This is a genomic window from Nocardiopsis codii, from assembly GCF_036327455.1.
GTDB lineage: Bacteria > Actinomycetota > Actinomycetes > Streptosporangiales > Streptosporangiaceae > Nocardiopsis > Nocardiopsis codii.
On the sequence record NZ_JAUZMY010000002.1, the window covers coordinates 330,353 to 347,653 of the forward strand.

Here is a 17,301-nt window from a genome sequence, read left to right on the forward strand (position 1 = left end):
GCACGCGGGCCGGTGACGCGGTCACAGGGGGACCGACACGTTGTCGATGAGCCGGGTGGCGCCCACGCGGGCGGCGACGGCCAGGACCGCGTCCCCCCGGTGGCCGGACGCGACCTCGTCGAAGGTGCGGGCGTCGACCAGGGCCAGGTAGTCGAGGTCGACGGGGGGTGTCGCGCCGGCCGCCTCGTCCAGGACGGCGCGGGCGGCGGCGCGGACGGCGTCCGGCCCGCCGGAGGCGGCGGCCCGGCCGGCGCGCAGGGCGCGCGACAGCGCCAGCGCGCTGCGCCGCTCGGCGTCGGACAGGTAGACGTTGCGGCTGGAGGAGGCGAGCCCGTCGGGGTCGCGGAGGATGGGGGCCCCGACGATCTCCACGGGCATGTCGAGGTCGGCGACCATGCGCCGGACCAGGGCGATCTGCTGGGCGTCCTTTTCCCCGAAGACCGCCGTGCCGGGGCGGACGAGGTTGAGGAGCTTGGCGACGACGGTGAGCACCCCGGTGAAGTGCCCGGGGCGGGAGGCGCCCTCCAGGCGTTCGCCCATGGGGCCGGCGTCGACCGTGACCATCTGCGCTGTCGGGTACATGGTCTCGACGGCGGGGGCGAAGACGACGTCCACACCCTCCTCGGCGCAGACCGCGGTGTCGGCGGCCAGGTCGCGCGGGTAGCGGTCGAAGTCCTCGTCGGGCCCGAACTGGAGGGGGTTCACGAAGACGCTGACGACGACCGTGTCGGCGCGCTCCCCCGCCAACCGCATGAGGGTGCGGTGACCGCCGTGGAGGGCGCCCATGGTGGGGACGAGGGCGACGCGCCCGGCACCGGTGAGGGCGCGGCGCAACTCCTCGGGCGTGCGCGCGACGAGGGGGCCGCCGGTGGTCGCGGACTGCGGTGTGGGTTCGGTCATCGGTTGTTTCCCGTGGTGGAGTTCTGCGGCACGCGCGACGCGGCGGCCGGACGCGCACCGGGCGCGGCGTGGGGGCGGGTCGTCAGCGGCGGAGGACGTCGAGCAGGCGCACGGCGTCCTCGGGCTTGAGCATCCCGGCGTTGATGGCGCGGTCGGCGGTCAGCCTGGCCAGTTCGACGTAGCTGGCGACGCTCTCGGGGGCGTTCTCGCGCAGCTGCTCGATGTGCCCGGCGACGGTTCCGGCGTCGCCGCGCAGGACGGGGCCGCTGAGGCCGTGGATGCCCAGCCGGAGGGCGTTGTCGAGGGCGGCGCTGAGCATGGGGGCGAGCATGCGGCCGGGCTCGGGGACCCCGGCGGCGGAGAGCAGGGAGGCGCTGTCCGCGACGAGGGTGACGAGGTGGTTCGCGCCCCCGGCGAGGGCCGCGTGGTAGAGGGTGCGCTTCTCCTCCTCGATCCACACGGGTTCGGCGCCCATCTCGACGACGAGCGCCTCGGCGATGGGGCGCAGCTGCTCCGGTGCGGTGACGCCGAACGCGCAGTTGGCGAGGCGGTCGATGTCCTCGTCGCGGCCGGTGAAGGTCATCGCCGGGTGGATGGCGAGCGGGAGGGCGCCGACCAGGGTGGCCGGGGCGAGGACGCCGTAGCCGTGCGCTCCGCTGGCGTGGACGAGGAGCTTTCCGCGCAGGTCGGCGCCGGTGGAGGCGAGCCCCTCGGTGATGTCGGGCAGTGCGTCGTCGGGGACGGTCAGCAGGAGGAGGTCGCTGGCCTCGGCGACCTGTGCCGGTTCGAGGACGCGTGCGGTGGGCAGGCGTTCGGCGACGCGCTCCCGGGAGGCCTCGGAGACCGCGGAGGCCGCGACGACCTTGTGCCCGGCGCGGCCGAGGGCCTGGCCGAGGACGGAGCCGACCCGGCCGGGACCGATGACGCCGACCCGCAGTCGGGCGGGGCGCCCCTGCGTCGTCTCCATGTGCGTGCCCCCTCGTGGTGCGGTGCGTCCGGCTCTCGCGCACCGTGACGCCTGTGCACACGATAGCCCTCCCGCACCGGTGACCTGCCGCCCCGCCCCCGGACACGGGCGTGGGGACGGCCACGTCGTGTCCGTCCCCACGCGTCACGTTCCCCGTCTGCCGCCCGGGGCCGGATCAGTTCTGGATGATCACCCCGGAGTTGTAGCAGGAGCCGACGGACTTGCCGAAAACGGCGTTGGAGTTGCCGCAGCCGGTGTTCTCGTTCTCCAGCTCGTGGATGTGGGAGATGTTGCCGCTGAACTCGGAGCCGAAGTTGGAGGTCCAGGTACCACCGTGCGCCGCAGCCGGTCCGGCGGAGAGGAGGATTCCGGCGGAGGCGAGGACCACGGCACTGGTGGCAAGCGTCTTCTTCAGCACTACGTGTCTCCTTCTGTGCCCGGCCGGGGGACCGACCGGATCGCGGTTGTGCGTGGCACCCGGGGGTGCTGGAGACGAAGCTACCGATGCGGGAACCCGGATCACCCGCATTGAGCAGGAGTGATCACGAAAAACACGAACACTCCGACTCTGCGTAGCCGAGCGTCTCGGGGTCGATCGGGGCAAAGGCTCCGGACCCGGGAGAGGGGCGTGCGCGCAGCGTCACCGCCGCCCGGGTTTCCAGGCGCACACCAACGGGGGTTGCGGCCGACCCCTTCCGGGGCGGGGAGGCGCGGGGGAGGGGAGCCCGGCGGAGAGGTGAGGAGGCGCGAAGGCACGGAGGCCCTCCGCTGAGACCCGGGAGCGGACACCGGGCGTCTCGGAGAGCGGTCTCGGGCGGCGCGGAGGGGGACCGCGGACACGAGGAAGGCGCCATCCCGTCGTCACGGGATGGCGCCTCGCGCGGAAAGCTCGCGGGCCCTGGCCGGGTCGGTGCAGTCGGGACGTCTCCGACTGGACACCCCCGCCCGGTCGGGCCGGGTCGATCCGTCCTGCCGGTACCGCGTGTGTCGCGGTACTAGTTCTTGACCGTCGCGCCGGAGTCGGTGCAGTTGGCGCCGGCCACGCCCAGGATGGAGATCGCGTTGCCGCAGACGTTGATCGGCACGTCGAGGTCCGCGACGAGCTGGTTACCGCCCAGGATCGAGCCGTTGCCAGAGGTGAAGACGTTGCTGTTCGCCATGGCCGGGGCACCGGTGAACAGGACGCCGGCAGCAGCGGCGACGATGGCACTGGCGGCGAAAGCCTTCTTCAGCATGTATTTCTCCCGTCGGATCGGTCAGCGGGGGCGCCAACCGGTCGATAACGTTGACTATGTGTATGACACTGAACACTCGCCGTGTTCAGTCACTATTTAGCCATACTCAACCACTCCGCGTGGCCGGAATTCGAAAGTGTTTCATGACCCCGAGCTGGAGATATCACCTTTAGTGATCATCCATGTCCGACATGTAGCCCACAAGTGGAACCACTTGGGGCTCATTTTGTGACGCACGACACATCAACGTTCGGGGGTGTCACGAGCCTCCTCGGCCCCGCCCCCATCCGAAACCCCTGACACCGCGGACGTCTCCGATGCCGAGCCCTCCGCTCCGGGATTCCCGAACTCCGGTCGGGCGGCGGGGTGCTCCTCCCCCGCTCCGTCCCCGGGCTCCCCGTGGTCCTCGGCATCCTGTCGTCGGGGAAGGGTCGAACGGGTCGCCCAGCGCTCCGTCCCCGCCGACGGCACCCGTGCCCGGCGGCTGTACGCGGCCAGCGCGTCCACGAGACCGCGCCCCTCCCCCGCCTCCCGGGCGGACGCGTGCGCCCGGACCGGTCCCGGGGGCGTCTCGACGTCCACCGAGACGAGTCCGGTGAACCGGGCCAGCGGACCCGCCGCCAGGCGCAGCGCCTGGACCCTTTCCACCGGGACGATCTCCGTCACCAGGCAGAACAGGCCCTTGGTGCTGACGAACAGGCGCTGGTCCACGCCGACCATCCCCGGTGTCCAGCTCCGGTTCGGCACCAACGGCACGTGCGCGGCCTCGCTCTCCGGGAACAGCTCGTTGACCAGCGCGTAGGCCCTCCGGCGCGGAGCCACCGGGAGCAGGGTGGCCGAGTCGCCCTGACGCGTGCCCGCGTAGCCCGCGACGTTCGCCTCCACCCGCGCCACGCCCAGCGCGCGCCAGAGCAGCGGCTCCACGACGCGCACCGCCTGCACCCGACCCGGCGGAACCGTCTGCATGCGCCGCTGGAACATGCCGTAGCGCAGCCGCAGCCCGTCGGAGGACAGCGAGGCGTAGTAGTCCGTGTAGCGGGCCAGGGGTCCCCAGAAGTAGCGGAGCAGCCCCAGGGTGAGCGGGACGAGCGCGCCCGCCACCCCGGGCTCCGCGAAGACCGCGCCGGCGGTGGCCAGCATGAGCAGCAGGACGAACGACAGCAGGATCGGCACCCGGAAGGTCAGTGCGCCGAGCAGCAGCAGGAACGGCAGGCGGTAGAACGGCCACTCGGGCGCCTCGGGCGAACGGCCCGGCAGCCCGGCCGCGTGGGCGAGGACCGCCGCGCGCATCCGGTCGGCCAGGCTCCTGCGCAGGCAGCGCAGCCGGATGGCGCTCCTGTCGCCGCCCGCGAGTTCGATGCGCAGCTCGGCCATGCCGAACACCTGCATGAGCAGGGGCTGGACGACGTCCACCGCCTGGAGTCGGCTGAGCGGGATCTCGCGGGAGGTGCGCATCACGAGACCGCTGTGGACCACCAGGTGGTCGTCGCGCAGGCCGAAGGTGCCGTACCACCAGGAGGGCAGGGCGTAGGCGAGGGAGCCGAACACGACGGCCACCGTCATCATCACCACCCAGCCGAAGCCGAACGTGGTGAGGATCGGCCCGACCAGTGCCACGAACACCAGGGCGACGGCGATGACCTGGAGCGGGATGACCATCCAGTGCGAACGGAACACACCCGTGGTGACGTCGTCGTCGGGACCGCGTCGCGGGACCGGCTGCGGTCGCCACGCGACGGAGGGGGGCAGCATGGTCGGCGCCTGCGGGTGGGGGCCGGGCGGCGGGTACCCGGGGGCGGACCAGGCCCCGTGGGACGGCGGCGCGCCGTACGGCCCCGGCTGCCCGGGTACCGCGTGTCCGCCGGGCCCGTACTGCCCCGGTGGACCGCCCTGGCCGGGCCGGGGGGCCGCCCAAGGGCCCTGCGCGGTTCCGGGGCCCTGCGGTCCGGGGCGGGGGACCGGGCCGCCGCCGGGCCACTGCGGGGCCGGGCCGGTGTTCCCGGCGGGGCCGTAGGCGGGCTGTGGGGCCCGCGGGTCCTGCGGGCCGGGGCCGGTTCGGCCACGGGGATCCTGGTGTCCCTGCGGCGACTGCGGGGCGTGCGGGGGCGTGGCGGGGTCGCGGCCGGCGGGCTCCTGCGGGCCGGGCCACGGCGCGGCGGACGGACCGGGGGGCCGTGGCGCCGGGCCCTCCGGGCCGTGGCGCGGCCCCCCGCCGGGCGGAGCCCATCCGGGTTCCGGCTGTCCGTCCTCCGAAGGCGGTGGGTCGTTCCGCGCGGTGGCGTCCCCGGAGGGCGGTTCCCCCTGCGGACGCTGCGGCTCCTGGGGCGGCTGAGATGATCCGTGCACTTACAACCCCGTCGAGAAGCTCTCGCTGCGCGCCGCCAGGCGGTCGCGCAACTGGACGGCCTCGGCCAGTGGGAGTCCGACCACGCGGGTGTCGGCGGTGCTCGCCGCGGTGCGCACCCGCACGGTCGCGATCCCCAGGGCCTGTTCCAGCAGGTCGGCGGTGACGTCGACGACCTGCATCCGGCCGTAGGGGACGACCACCAGCTGGCGGACGAACACCCCGTAGGTCAGGTACAGCTCCTCCTCGGCCTCCGCGTACCCCCACGATCCGCGGAACCGCCCCGCCAGGAGCCAGCCCCCGCCGAAGGCCGCCAGGGCCGCCGCCAGCCAGGCCGCGGCCCACGGCCAGGGCGCCCACAGGAACAGCAGGGCGGCGCCCGCGACCCCCGCGACCAGGCACACCGCGCCCACCACGATCCTGCGGTACCAGCCCAGGGCGGGTGCCACACGGCTCCAGGAGGTGTTCGCGGGCGGGGCGAACGCCGCGTCGATCGGCCGGACGGGCCGGGCTGTCCCGGCCTGCCCGGTCGGGTTCGGCGGCGTCGGCTGCGGTGTCGGGTCACTGGTCTCCACGGAGCCAGTCAACCATCAGCGGGCAAGCCCCCGCCGGAGCGGCTCGGCGCGGCATCCGGCCGGTCGGGGCGGATCCCGGAGCGTGCGTGTGCCCGCTCCCGGGATCCGGCCCCGGCGCTCCTGCCGTTACCGAGCGGTCGGGGGCTCGTCGCGGTCGTCGTCCTCCGGGACCCGGCAGGCGTACTCCAGGTAGAGGGCGGCGGCCAGCAGCAGCCCCGCGGCCAGTGCCGTGACCAGCGCGGTCAGGAACACCTCCCGCTGGGTGGGCAGCACCAGCATGTCCGACACCGCGAGCGCCATGCCCGCGAAGAAGCCCAGCGCCAGGGACGCGAACAGGGCGCTCGCCTTGGCCAGGGCGACCAGGCGGGCCGCGCTGAGCGGCTGGATCGGCTCGGTACCGGGCGCGTGCCGGATGCGCCTGCGCGTCCGCCCCGCCGTGAACCCCTCCGCCAGCGCGAGCAGCAGAAGGGTCGGGATCGCCGACCACGGCAGGATGGGCAGGGCCGGCAGGGCGTTGGTGAGCAGGATGCCCAGGAGGGCCCCGAGCACCACCAGCAGAGCCGGGACCCGCCACCCGGTGGGTCGGATCCGCCCCTCCTCGTCCTCGGACATCAGGGGACCGCCCCCTCGCCCGGCAGCCGCAGTCGCAGGTCCTCCCGCAGGTGGAGTTCCTGCTCGCCGCCGGTGTCCTCCGCCACGACCGCCGCCAGGAGATCGGCGACAGGGCCGCGTCCCGGCAGTTCCGCGGCGGGGTCGGCGTCCAGCCACGGCCTCAGGACGAAGGCCCTCAGGTGCGCGCGCGGGTGCGGCAGGGTCAGGACAGGGTCGTCGTCACGCACGTCGCCGTACGAGACGACGTCCACGTCCAGGGTGCGCGGACCCCACCGGACCTCGCGGACCCGGTCGAAGGCCCGTTCGGCGCCCTGGGCGCGGTCCAACAGCTCCCCGGGCGTGTCGGCGGTGTCCACGACGACGACCGCGTTGAGGAACGCCCCCTGCTCGGGGCCGCCCACCGGCGCGGTCTCGTAGACGGCGGAGACCGCGACCGGTACCGGTGCGCCCTCCCCGCCCAGCAGCGTGTCCACCGCGCCCTGGAGGGTCGCCATCCGGTCCCCGAGGTTGGACCCCAGGGAGAGCACGGCACGGGTCACGTCGGCGTCCCCCGTCCGTCGGGGGCGTCCGGGGACCCGGGGGTCCCGGCGCCCGCACGGTCCCTGACCACGGTGACCGCCACGTCCGCGAACTCGTGCTCGATGGGCGCGGACGGCTTGTGCACCGTCACCTCGGCCCGGCCCACCAGCGGCTCGGACAGGCACTCGCGGACCAGGCGCTCCGCGAGCGTCTCGATCAGGTTGACCGGCTCGCCGGTCACGACCGCGACCAGGCGGTCGGCGAGCAGCCCGTAGTGGACGGTGTCGCCGACGTCGTCCGAGGCCGCCGCCGCCGCGGTGTCCAGGTGGAGCACGGCGTCGACCACGAAGTCCTGCCCCTCGCGGCGCTCGAACTCGAACACCCCGTGGTGGCCGCGGGCGCGGAGGCCGCGGAGGGCGATGCGGTCCCGCGTCACTCCTCGGCCTCCTCGTCGTCGTCCTCCATGAGCACGGGGGAGGCGTGGTGCGACCACAGCCGCCACCCCTGCTCCGTGTCCACGAACAGGTTGGTGGTCACCACCTGGCCCCCGGCGACGAACCCCGGGCTGCCGTCCTCGGCGGTGAGCACGTTCTCCTCGCACGTCACCATGGCGATGTCGCCGCCCACCCCGATGTGGGTCTCGGTGAGCACGTACTGGATGTACGTCACGTTGGCCATGATCAGGGACCAGGCCCTCATGATCTCGGTCCGCCCTCGCAGCAGCGGCCAGCCGGGGTTGACGCACACCAGGTCGGGCGCCTCGTGCTCCTCCGCCCAGACGCTGCGCATCAGGTCGATGTCGCCGTTCTCGATGGCACTGTAGAACTGCGCGTTGGCCTCGGCCACGCGCTCCATGACCTCCTGGCGGGACTTCACCGGCCGCCCCGGTCCACCGACTCCGCACGTCCCTCGTCCAGGCGGGCGCCCCCGTCGGCCCAGGCGGCGGCGACGCGCACGGCGTCGGCGTTGGGACGCACGTCGTGCACCCGCACGGCCCACGCGCCCCGGTCCGCGGACAGGGTGGTGACGGCGGCGGTGGCGGCGTCGCACTCGGCGAACGGGCGGTCCTCGCCCTTGGCGTCGCCGAGCAGCCGGCTCAGGAAGCGTTTGCGCGAACCGGCCACCAGGACCGGCCGCCCCAACTCGTGGAAGCGTTCGAGGTTGTGGAGAAGCGCCCAGTTGTGCGCCTGCTCGGGGCGTTTGGAGAATCCCAAACCCGGGTCCAGAACGATCTGACCTGGATCGACACCTGCACTGATCATGGCCTCCATACGGTCGCGGAGCTCATCGAGGACCTCCTGGACAACATCCGTGTACACGGCACGGCTCTGCATGTCATGACTATGCCCACGCCAGTGCATCAACACATAGGCAACGCCGGAAGAGGCCACAAGTCGGGCCATCGCCGGGTCGGCCAGGCCCCCGCTGACGTCGTTGACGAGCACCGCGCCGGCCTCGACGGACCGCTCCGCGACCTCCGCGCGCATGGTGTCCACGCTGACGGCGACACCGCGCGAGGCGAGTTCGCGCACGACCGGCTCGACCCTGAGCAGCTCCTCCTCGGCGGAGACGCGCTGCGCCCCGGGGCGGGTGGACTCGCCGCCCACGTCGATGATGTCCGCGCCCTCCTCGACCAGGCGCAGTCCGTGCTCGATCGCCCTGTCGGGATCGAACCACGCGCCACCGTCGGAGAAGGAGTCGGGGGTGACGTTCACGACCCCCATGACCAGGCACCGCCCTCGGTCGGGCAGGCCCGGAAGTGTGTGTTTCGGCCCCATAAGGATCACCCTACGCGTACGCCGAGGGGCCGGGGGCGTGTGCCCCCGGCCCCTCGGCAGGGTGTCTGCGACGTCGCTTCCGGCCGCTCCCGCGGCGGCACCGCCCTCAGCGGCGGTCGAGGATCAGGCTCATCGCCTCGGAGCGCGTGCGGTCGCTGCTCCGGAAGATCCCCCGCACCGCGGAGGTGACGGTCTTGGCCCCGGGCTTGCGCACCCCGCGCATGGTCATGCACAGGTGCTCGGCCTCGACCACGACGATCACGCCGCGGGGCTGGAGGTGGTCCATGATCGCGTCCGCGACCTGGCCGGTGAGCCTCTCCTGGACCTGCGGGCGGCGCGCGTACACGTCCACCAGGCGGGCGAGCTTGCTCAGGCCCGTGATGCGGCCGTCGGCGCCCGGGATGTACCCCACGTGCGCGACCCCGTAGAACGGCACCAGGTGGTGCTCGCACGTGGAGTAGAGCTCGATGTCCTTGACCAGGACCAGCTCCTCGTGGTCGGCCTCGAACACCGTGGTGAGCACGTCACCCGGCTTCTGTCCGAGACCGGCGTACTGCTCCTCGTAGGCGCGTGCCACCCGCTCGGGGGTCTTGACCAGGCCGTCGCGGTCCGGGTCCTCCCCGATCGCGATGAGGATCTCGCGCACCGCGCGCTCGATGCGCGGACGGTCCACGGATCTGGGGGGCAGGTCGTCGGCGCCGCTCACGCGTCGTCCCCCTCTGCGCCGGCGGACGGGGTTCCGGGCAGCCGTCCGTTGTTGGACGGGGTCTGCACCTCCGCCCCGTTGAGGACCGCCAGCTCCTTCTTGGAGCGCACCGGAGGCCGCTCGGAGGGCTGGCGCTTGCCGTACCCGGTGTAGGAACCGCGCGACGGGCGCTCGGTCACCGGGGCGAAGATCTCCAGCACCTGGGTCTTGGTGAGGGTCTCCTTCTCCAGCAGCGCCACCACCAGGTCGTCCAGGACGTCCCGGTACTCGACGAGGACGTCGTAGGCCTCGTCGTGCGCGGACTCGATGAGGCGGCGGACCTCCTCGTCGATGATGGAGGCGATCTCCTCGGAGTACTCGCGGGCGTGCGACATCTCCCTGCCGAGGAAGGGCTCGGAGTTGCCGGAGCCGAACTTGCGCGCGCCGAGGCGCTCGCTCATGCCGTACTCGGTGACCATGTTGCGGGCCAGGTTGGTGGCCTTGTCGATGTCGTTGCCCGCACCGGTGGTGGGCTCGTGGAAGACGAGCTCCTCGGCGGCGCGACCGCCGAGCATCATGGCGAGCTGGTCCATCATCTGCGAGCGCGACGTCAGGAACTTGTCCTCGGTCGGCACCGACATCGTGTACCCGAGGGCACGGCCGCGCGGCAGGATGGTGATCTTGTGCACCGGGTCCGAGTTGGGCAGCGCGTGGCCCACCAGGGCGTGGCCGCCCTCGTGGTAGGCGATGATCTTCTTCTCCTGGTCGGACATGACCCGGGTCTTGCGCTCCGGACCGGCCATGACCCGCTCGATGGCCTCCTCCAGGACGGCGTGGGTGATGACCGTGCTGTCGGCGCGGGCGGACAGCAGCGCGCCCTCGTTGATGACGTTGGCCAGGTCGGCGCCGGTCATGCCCGCGGTCTGGCGGGCGATGACGGTGAAGTCGACGTCGTCGGCCAGCGGCTTGCCCTTGGAGTGGACCTTGAGGATGTCGCGGCGGCCGTCCATGTCGGGGCGGTCGACGACGATCTGCCGGTCGAAGCGGCCCGGGCGGAGCAGGGCCGGGTCGAGGATGTCGGGGCGGTTGGTGGCGGCGATCAGGATGACGCCGCCCTTGACGTCGAAGCCGTCCATCTCGACCAGCATCTGGTTGAGGGTCTGCTCGCGCTCGTCGTGGCCGCCGCCCATGCCCGCGCCGCGGTGGCGGCCGACGGCGTCGATCTCGTCGATGAAGATGATGGCGGGCGCGTTGGCCTTGGCCTGCTCGAACAGGTCGCGCACACGGGACGCGCCGACACCGACGAACATCTCCACGAAGTCCGAACCGGAGATGGAGTAGAACGGGACCCCGGCCTCGCCGGCGACGGCGCGGGCCAGCAGGGTCTTACCGGTTCCGGGCGGGCCGAACAGCAGCACGCCCTTGGGGATCTTGGCGCCCATCGCCTGGAACTTGGCCGGGTTCTGGAGGAACTCCTTGATCTCGTGGAGCTCCTCGATGGCCTCGTCCGCGCCGGCGACGTCCTCGAAGGTGTTCTTGGGCGTGTCCTTGGTGATGAGCTTGGCCTTGGACTTGCCGAAGTTCATGACCCGGGAGCCGCCGCCCTGCATCTGGCTGAAGATGAACCAGAAGATGACGATGATGATGATCAGCGGCAGCAGGCTGAACAGCGCGGTGGTCCACACGGAGGTGGTGGCGACCGTGACCTCGTAGGATTCGAGGTTGCTGCCCTCGGTCTCCAGGGACTCCTGGAGCATGTCCGCCAGTTGGAGGCCCTGCCCCTCGACCCAGTACGCCTCGTAGATCTCGTCGTCGGTCGTGGTCAGCACGATGCGCTGGTCGCGGTCGACGATCTCGGCGTTGTCGACCTCGTCACGCTCGATGAGCTGGTAGACGGTCGAGGTGTCGGTCTCCGTGGGCTGTGGTCCGCCACCGACGTCGAAGACGCGGAAACCGATGATGAGCATGAGGCCGACGGCCAGGACCCAGATCCACGGGCCTCGGAAAAAACGCTTCAGATTCATGTGAGCGGAACCCTGTCGGGTCCGTCCCTCCTGACCAGGCCGCCCGCCCCAGAGGACTATCCGAAGCAGGACCAAACGGACACATGGCTCCCCGCGAAATCGCCGGGACTTTCGACGGTACACCGCACCCCACCGGGCGGGTGCACCGCTCGGGAAGAGGACACGGGGTCGTCATGAACGCAACGACGGCACCCTGCTCGGTTGTTCCCGTGAGCGTTCCCACCACCGCCGCGCGGAGCCCGCGCGGCGGCGCCCCCGGGACTATCCCTCGTAGACGTGCGGGGCGAGAGTGCCGATGAACGGCAGGTTCCGGTACTTCTCGGCGTAGTCGAGGCCGTAGCCGACGATGAACTCGTTGGGCAGGTCGAAACCGATGTACTTGACGTCGAGGTCGACGTCGAAGGCCAGCGGCTTGCGGACCATCGTGCAGACCTCCACCGAGCTGGGCCCGCGCGACTTGAGGTTCCCCACCAGCCAGGAGAGCGTCAGGCCCGAGTCGATGACGTCCTCGACGATCAGGACGTCGCGGTCCTTGATGTCGGTCTCCAGGTCCTTGAGGATGCGCACGACCCCGGACGAGGTCGTCCCCGCACCGTAGGAGGACACCGCCATCCAGTCCATGGAGACGGGGCTGTGCAGCACCCGGGCCAGGTCGGCCATCACCATGACCGCACCCTTGAGCACACCGACGATCAGCAGGTCCCTGCCCGCGTAGTCCGCGTCGATCCGCGCACCGAGCTCCACCAGGCGCGCGTTGATCTCTTCCTCGGTGACCAGGACCTTCTCCAGGTCCTGGCCCATGTCCTTAGCGTCCACGCTCACTGTCCTCGCTGCTGGGTTCCCCGTTTGCGGCAACCAGGATAAACGTGCCGAACAGGGGTACGGCCATCCAGCGCCGGTCCGCAGACCCCGGAGGCGTCCGCGCAGGTCGGACATGCCGGACAGGCGCAGGGCCCGGAGCTCAGCGTTCGAACCGGATTCGGTCCGCGGCGCGTCGGCCCCGGACACCGCCGGGAAGGTCGATGTGGGCCTGCCCGTGCCACTCGACGACCAGCCGGTCCAGTTCGCGCACGTGACGGGCGGTCAGCGCGCTCGGGGAGCAGCCCGCCGCCAGGGCGGCCCGGCGCAGCACCCGGGTGCGCAGGGCGTCGGGGGCCGTCTCCAGGGGCGCCACCGCGAGCTCAGGACCGGCGGTCGCGGCGGCAGCCTCCAGGGGCGGCAGGCCCGGCGGGGACGCCCCGGCCGCCTGCGCGTACAGCGCGTCGGCGAAGGAGTCCAGGGTGTCGGCGTCGGACCTCAGCATGGTCGCCGTGCGGGCGAGTGCCGCGGCGATCCCCGGACCCAGCGTCCTCTCCAGGGCGGGCAGCGCGTCGTGGCGCACCCGTGCCCGGGCGAAGCGGGGGTCCAGGTTGTGGGGGTCCTCCCAGGGGTCCAGGCCCATCAGGTGGCAGGCCCCGCGGACGGTGGCGCGGTCCAGGTCGAGCAGGGGCCGCAGGTAGCCGCCGTTGCGCGGCGCCATGCCCGCCAGGGACCTGGCGCCCGAGCCCCGTGCCAGCCCCAGCAGGACCGTCTCCGCCTGGTCGTCGAGGGTGTGGCCGAGCAGCACCACCGCCGGGGCGTGCGCCGCGGCCGCGCCGTCCAGGGCCTCGTAGCGGGCGCGGCGGGCAGCGGCCTCGGGGCCTCCGGACCCGCCCACCTCCACCGCCCTGACCATGACCGGGGAGAGCCCGAGTCCGCGCAGGGCCTTGGCGACGGCGTCGGCCCGCGTGACCGACCCCTCCTGGAGCCCGTGGTCGACGGTGACCGCCCCCGCGGACCGGCCGACCCTCGGCGCCTCGAAGGCCACCGCCCCGGCCAGCGCCAGGGAGTCGGCGCCGCCGCTGCACGCCACCAGCGCCGTGGTGTCGGCGGGCAGGGCGGACAGCACCCGCCGGACCGCCGAGCGGACGGCGGCCACGGCGGGGGGCGGCCCGCTCACTCGGTGATGGCGGCGGGGCGGACGACCCGGTTGACCCACGTGTGCGGGTTGCGGATCTCCTCCAGGCTGGGGAGCGTCTCGGGCGAGGTCCACACCTTGTTGAACTCGGCCATGCCGACCTCGGCCACGACGGCGCGGACGAAGGAGGCGCCCTCCTCGTACTGGCGCATCTTCATGTCCATGCCCAGCAGCTGGCGCATGATCCGGTCGATCGGGTTGGAGGTCTCTCGCCGCTTCTGGAAGCGGGCGCGGATGGTGGCGACGGTCGGCACCACCTCGGGCCCGACGGCGTCCATCACGTAGTCGCCGTGCCCCTCGGCGAGGCTCATCACCGCGGTGACGCGGTCCATGATCTCGCTCTGCTCCGGCGACTGGATCGCGGTGATGAGGCTGCTCTCCCCGCCCCCGCGAACGGCGTCGGCGACGGCCTCGCCCGCGGCGCGCAGCCGGGCGATGAGGTCGCCGGCGTTCATGTCGGACGACAGGAGGAGTTCCTGCATGAGGTCCTGGACGTACCCGCGCAGCCACGGCGTGGACGTGAACTGCATGCGGTGGGTCTCCTCGTGGAGGCACACCCACAGCCGGAAGTCCCGGGGGTCGACGCCCATCTCCCGTTCGGTGTTGACGATGTTGGGCGCCACCAGGGTCAGACGGCCGGTCGACATGGTGCCGTCGGGGCCCGGTGGCAGGAAGAGCTCGTACTGGCCGAGGACCTTCCCCGCCAGGTAGGAGAGCAGCGCGCCCAGCTGCATCCCGGTGATCCGGGAACCGACCGCGCTGGTCAGGTTGCCCGCCGGGCTGTTGTTGAGCCGGTCGGCGCCCATTTGTTCGAGTACGGGTTCGATGACCACTCGAAACCCGTCGACGTTGGCTCGGATCCAACCGGGGCGGTCCACGATGGCCGCGGGTCCCGTTGGTTCGAGGGGGTTCATTCCGGTGAAGTCGCGCACGTGCCCGGCCGCCACGGCGGAGAGCTCGCGCAACTGCGCCACGGCCTGCCGTGCGTCGGACAGGTCCACCTGAGGCCCGGGGCGCACGAGGCGAACACCGGTGTTGACGGCTACGTCCCAGTCGATCACAGTCACACCGCCAGCCTACCCACGCAGCGGCGGAGGGCACGGGGATCAGGGTCGGAATTCCGGGTGGCTCCAGGGATGCCCCTGAGACCGGCCGAATCGCCCGCCGCTTCCCGGATGTCCGGAACGGCGGGCGACGGCGGTCAGGAACAGCCGCAGCGGCTGAGCGCCGCGGGCAGCGAGTCGAGCTGGTAGCCGTTCGCAGCCGGGTTGTTGGCCATGAAGGCGAACACGAACACGTTGCCCTCGCGGTCGTGGACCGTTCCGGCGAGGGTCGCCACCCCGTTGAGCGTGCCCGTCTTGCCGCGCACCAGTCCCGCCGCGTCGTGGGCGGACGAGCCCTCGGCGTAGCGCCCGGACAGGGTGCCGGTGGCGTGGGCCGTGGGCAGCCCGGTCACCGCGGCGCTCAGGTCGGGGCGTTCGCCGCCCGCGACCAGCTCCACCAGTTCCACCAGGGCGCGCGGCGTGATGCGGTTCTCGGTGCTGAGGCCGCTGTTGTCCGTCAGGGAGACGCCTTCGACGCCCAGGTCGGCCATGATCCGCTCGGTGGCCGCCGTGGCGCCGGAGAAGGTGTGCTCCTCCCCCGTCTCGATCGCGGTGATGCGACCCATGGACTCGGCCAGGATGTTGTCGCTGGCCAGCATCATGTACTCCACCAGGGAGGCCATCGACGCCGACTCCACCACCGCCACGGGCTCCCCGGACGCGGTGGCCTCCGAGGGCTCGCCCTCGACGGTGACGCCCGCCTCCTCCAGCTGTTCGGCGAAGGCCCGCGCCGCGTGTACGGACGGCTCCGTCGTACGCGAGCCGTAACCGCTGGCGCCGGGTGAGACCAGGCCGGAGTCGAGCGTCAGGGCGGTGACCGGGGCGGCGTTGCCCTCGGGGATGTAGTTGGGCTTCCAGCCCTGCGGGGTCTGCGGCCCGGCGAACAGCGAGTCGTCGTAGCCCAGGGAGACGGTGTCGACCCCCTCCGCGGCCAGTGCCTCAGCGGTGCGCGCCGCGAGCTCCTCCAGGGTCGCCACCTGCGGGTAAGCTGCGGAGTCGGCGGTCGCGGTCAGGGTCGTGTCGCCCCCTCCGCGCAGCACCACCCGGTTCTCGGCGGTGTCGAGGTAGGCCTCGGTGCGCAACACGTGGTCGGGGCCGACGGTGTCCAGGACGGCGATGGCCGTGGCGATCTTCGTCGTCGAGGCCGGGGTCACGGGTGCGTCCGCGTCCCTCTCGAAGAGTGTCCCGCCGGTCGCCGCGTCGACGACGAAACCGGAGAGGCCCTCCTCGAGCCCGGACGACGACATGGGATCATCGAGGATGTCCGCGATCCGATCCGGGTCCGCCGGAGTCGAGGCCGCGGGTTCCGCCGCCGCCACGCCCTCGGCGTTCGTGACCGGGTTGGGCACCGCGGGAAGCGGGCGTGCCTCGATCACGTCGAGGGTGACGAACCCGGCAATCAGCACGAATATGTTGAGCAGGGCCAGTGCGAGGAACCCCTCGCCTCGTACCCGTCGCACCCGGGGCACCTGCCCTTCCTTCGGTGTCGCGGCCTGACGTTGTTGTTATACGGCGACATTAGTCGCATTGGGAGCCGAGATCAGCATGGAATTCGACGTTACGATCGAAATCCCCAAGGGGGAGCGCAACAAGTACGAGGTGGACCACGAGACCGGCCGTATCCGTCTCGACCGCATGCTCTTCACCTCCACCACCTACCCCGCGGACTACGGTTTCGTCGAGGGGACACTCGGCGAGGACGGCGACCCCTTGGACGCTCTTGTCCTGCTCAAGGCCCCGACCTTCCCGGGCTGCCTGATCAGGGCCCGCGCCATCGGCATGTTCCGGATGCGCGACGAGGCCGGCGGTGACGACAAGCTGCTCTGCGTTCCGGCCACGGACCCGCGCCAGGAGCACCTTCGTGACATTCACCACGTCAACGAGTTCGAGCGCCTCGAGATCGAGCACTTCTTCACGGTCTACAAGGACCTGGAGCCCGGCAAGTCCGTCGAGGGGGCCAGCTGGGTGGGCCGCCACGAGGCGGAGCAGGAGATCGTGGCCTCGGTGAAGCGCGCGGAGGAGGCGGGGATGCACGGCGACAGCTCGCACATCTCCGACACCGAGGGCGACAAGTAGGCGTCGGCCACACGCGACTCGGCTTGTTGCGGCGGAGGGCCGGTGGGGGTGTCCCCACCGGCCCTCCGCCGTCGTGTGGAGGGCATGCCGGTGCCGACGGGCCCTGGGGACCCCCTGTATCCAGGAAACCGCGGTTCGAGCCGTCGCGGTAGGGGCTGTGGACGGCCCGGCACGCGCGGGGCGGAGGGCTTCTCCCCCGGGAATGGTCCCGTGCCGCTGCGGACGGCCACGCGCGGGACGGAGGGTCCCAGAGGCCGCGTCCGCCGGGGCGGGTGCGGGGCGGGACGGTCGGAGCCGCGGGCACGACGGGGCTGGAACCGGGCTCCTGTCGCGGGAGTACCGGACCGGGGGGAGCCGGGGGGGGCGGCCGTCGCGGGAGTACCGGACCGAAGGGAGCCGGGACGCCGGACCGAAGGAAGTCGGGGGTGGAGCGCCTGTCGCGGAAGCGCCGGACCGAAGGGGGCCGGGGGCGGAGCGCTTCTCACAG

General features: G+C 72.3%; 18 protein-coding genes. 1 reads left to right on the plus strand and 17 read right to left on the minus strand.

Features of this window, described 5'->3' with window-relative positions:
- Positions 1-21: 21 nt before the first annotated feature.
- The 17 genes from panC to dacB form a co-directional block, all read right to left on the minus strand.
- Positions 22-900 (minus strand): pantoate--beta-alanine ligase, encoded by an 879-nt coding sequence (panC, locus tag Q8791_RS03330; protein ID WP_330090042.1) that lies wholly within the window; start codon positions 898-900, stop codon positions 22-24.
- 82 nt (positions 901-982) lie between these two features.
- Positions 983-1,867, minus strand: coding sequence for a Rossmann-like and DUF2520 domain-containing protein (locus Q8791_RS03335; protein ID WP_330090043.1), 885 nt, complete (start codon positions 1,865-1,867; stop codon positions 983-985).
- Positions 1,868-2,042: 175 nt separating this feature from the next.
- Positions 2,043-2,285 (minus strand): hypothetical protein, encoded by a 243-nt coding sequence (locus Q8791_RS03340; RefSeq protein ID WP_330090044.1) that lies wholly within the window; start codon positions 2,283-2,285, stop codon positions 2,043-2,045.
- Positions 2,286-2,862: 577 nt separating this feature from the next.
- Entirely contained in the window at positions 2,863-3,102 is a 240-nt protein-coding gene (locus Q8791_RS03345; RefSeq protein ID WP_330090045.1) for a chaplin family protein, read from the minus strand.
- A 243-nt stretch (positions 3,103-3,345) separates the two neighbouring features.
- On the minus strand, positions 3,346-4,854 hold the full coding sequence (locus Q8791_RS03350) for a PH domain-containing protein (protein WP_330090046.1): 1,509 nt from the start codon (positions 4,852-4,854) through the stop codon (positions 3,346-3,348).
- Between the two features lie 594 nt (positions 4,855-5,448).
- Complete coding sequence (locus Q8791_RS03355) at positions 5,449-5,895, minus strand: PH domain-containing protein (RefSeq protein ID WP_330090149.1); 447 nt, start codon at positions 5,893-5,895, stop codon at positions 5,449-5,451.
- Between the two features lie 252 nt (positions 5,896-6,147).
- Positions 6,148-6,633, minus strand: a complete 486-nt coding sequence (locus tag Q8791_RS03360; protein ID WP_330090047.1) for a DUF3180 domain-containing protein — start codon at positions 6,631-6,633, stop codon at positions 6,148-6,150.
- Positions 6,633-7,172, minus strand: coding sequence for a 2-amino-4-hydroxy-6-hydroxymethyldihydropteridine diphosphokinase (gene folK, locus Q8791_RS03365; RefSeq protein ID WP_330090048.1), 540 nt, complete (start codon positions 7,170-7,172; stop codon positions 6,633-6,635). The genes Q8791_RS03360 and folK overlap by 1 nt, the downstream gene beginning before the upstream one ends.
- The gene (gene folB, locus Q8791_RS03370) at positions 7,169-7,588 is read right to left on the minus strand and encodes a dihydroneopterin aldolase (RefSeq protein ID WP_330090049.1); all 420 of its coding nucleotides are present in this window, start codon (positions 7,586-7,588) and stop codon (positions 7,169-7,171) included. Before folB ends, folK begins: the two co-directional genes overlap by 4 nt.
- On the minus strand, positions 7,585-8,028 hold the full coding sequence (locus tag Q8791_RS03375; protein ID WP_330090050.1) for a nuclear transport factor 2 family protein: 444 nt from the start codon (positions 8,026-8,028) through the stop codon (positions 7,585-7,587). Before Q8791_RS03375 ends, folB begins: the two co-directional genes overlap by 4 nt.
- A complete protein-coding gene (gene folP, locus Q8791_RS03380; protein ID WP_456238143.1) occupies positions 8,025-8,930 on the minus strand; it encodes a dihydropteroate synthase in 906 nt (301 codons plus the stop codon). The genes Q8791_RS03375 and folP overlap by 4 nt, the downstream gene beginning before the upstream one ends.
- A 106-nt stretch (positions 8,931-9,036) precedes the next feature.
- A complete protein-coding gene (gene folE, locus Q8791_RS03385; protein ID WP_330090052.1) occupies positions 9,037-9,636 on the minus strand; it encodes a GTP cyclohydrolase I FolE in 600 nt (199 codons plus the stop codon).
- Positions 9,633-11,639, minus strand: coding sequence for an ATP-dependent zinc metalloprotease FtsH (gene ftsH / locus Q8791_RS03390; protein WP_330090053.1), 2,007 nt, complete (start codon positions 11,637-11,639; stop codon positions 9,633-9,635). Before ftsH ends, folE begins: the two co-directional genes overlap by 4 nt.
- Positions 11,640-11,900: 261 nt before the next feature.
- Positions 11,901-12,455, minus strand: a complete 555-nt coding sequence (hpt, locus tag Q8791_RS03395) for a hypoxanthine phosphoribosyltransferase (RefSeq protein ID WP_330090054.1) — start codon at positions 12,453-12,455, stop codon at positions 11,901-11,903.
- Between the two features lie 145 nt (positions 12,456-12,600).
- Positions 12,601-13,617 carry a tRNA lysidine(34) synthetase TilS gene (gene tilS, locus Q8791_RS03400; protein WP_330090055.1) on the minus strand — a complete coding sequence of 339 codons (1,017 nt, stop codon included), beginning with the start codon at positions 13,615-13,617 and terminating at the stop codon, positions 12,601-12,603.
- Positions 13,614-14,696 carry a zinc-dependent metalloprotease gene (locus tag Q8791_RS03405; protein WP_330090150.1) on the minus strand — a complete coding sequence of 361 codons (1,083 nt, stop codon included), beginning with the start codon at positions 14,694-14,696 and terminating at the stop codon, positions 13,614-13,616. Before Q8791_RS03405 ends, tilS begins: the two co-directional genes overlap by 4 nt.
- 140 nt (positions 14,697-14,836) lie before the next feature.
- Positions 14,837-16,207 (minus strand): D-alanyl-D-alanine carboxypeptidase/D-alanyl-D-alanine endopeptidase, encoded by a 1,371-nt coding sequence (dacB, locus tag Q8791_RS03410; protein WP_330090056.1) that lies wholly within the window; start codon positions 16,205-16,207, stop codon positions 14,837-14,839.
- 76 nt (positions 16,208-16,283) lie between these two features.
- Here dacB and Q8791_RS03415 point away from each other — a divergent pair, with 76 nt between their 5' ends.
- Complete coding sequence (locus Q8791_RS03415; protein ID WP_330090057.1) at positions 16,284-16,814, plus strand: inorganic diphosphatase; 531 nt, start codon at positions 16,284-16,286, stop codon at positions 16,812-16,814.
- Positions 16,815-17,301 lie beyond the last annotated feature (487 nt).

Coding starts and splice junctions, on each gene's coding strand:
- Q8791_RS03415 (WP_330090057.1), top strand. CDS start 16,284: ATGGAATTCGACGTTACGATCGAAATCCCCAAGGGGGAGCGCAACAAG.
- Q8791_RS03350 (WP_330090046.1), bottom strand. CDS start 4,854: ATGCTGCCCCCCTCCGTCGCGTGGCGACCGCAGCCGGTCCCGCGACGC.
- Q8791_RS03360 (WP_330090047.1), bottom strand. CDS start 6,633: ATGTCCGAGGACGAGGAGGGGCGGATCCGACCCACCGGGTGGCGGGTC.
- ftsH (WP_330090053.1), bottom strand. CDS start 11,639: ATGAATCTGAAGCGTTTTTTCCGAGGCCCGTGGATCTGGGTCCTGGCC.
- folP (WP_456238143.1), bottom strand. CDS start 8,930: ATGGGGCCGAAACACACACTTCCGGGCCTGCCCGACCGAGGGCGGTGC.
- Q8791_RS03345 (WP_330090045.1), bottom strand. CDS start 3,102: ATGCTGAAGAAGGCTTTCGCCGCCAGTGCCATCGTCGCCGCTGCTGCC.
- Q8791_RS03335 (WP_330090043.1), bottom strand. CDS start 1,867: ATGGAGACGACGCAGGGGCGCCCCGCCCGACTGCGGGTCGGCGTCATC.
- panC (WP_330090042.1), bottom strand. CDS start 900: ATGACCGAACCCACACCGCAGTCCGCGACCACCGGCGGCCCCCTCGTC.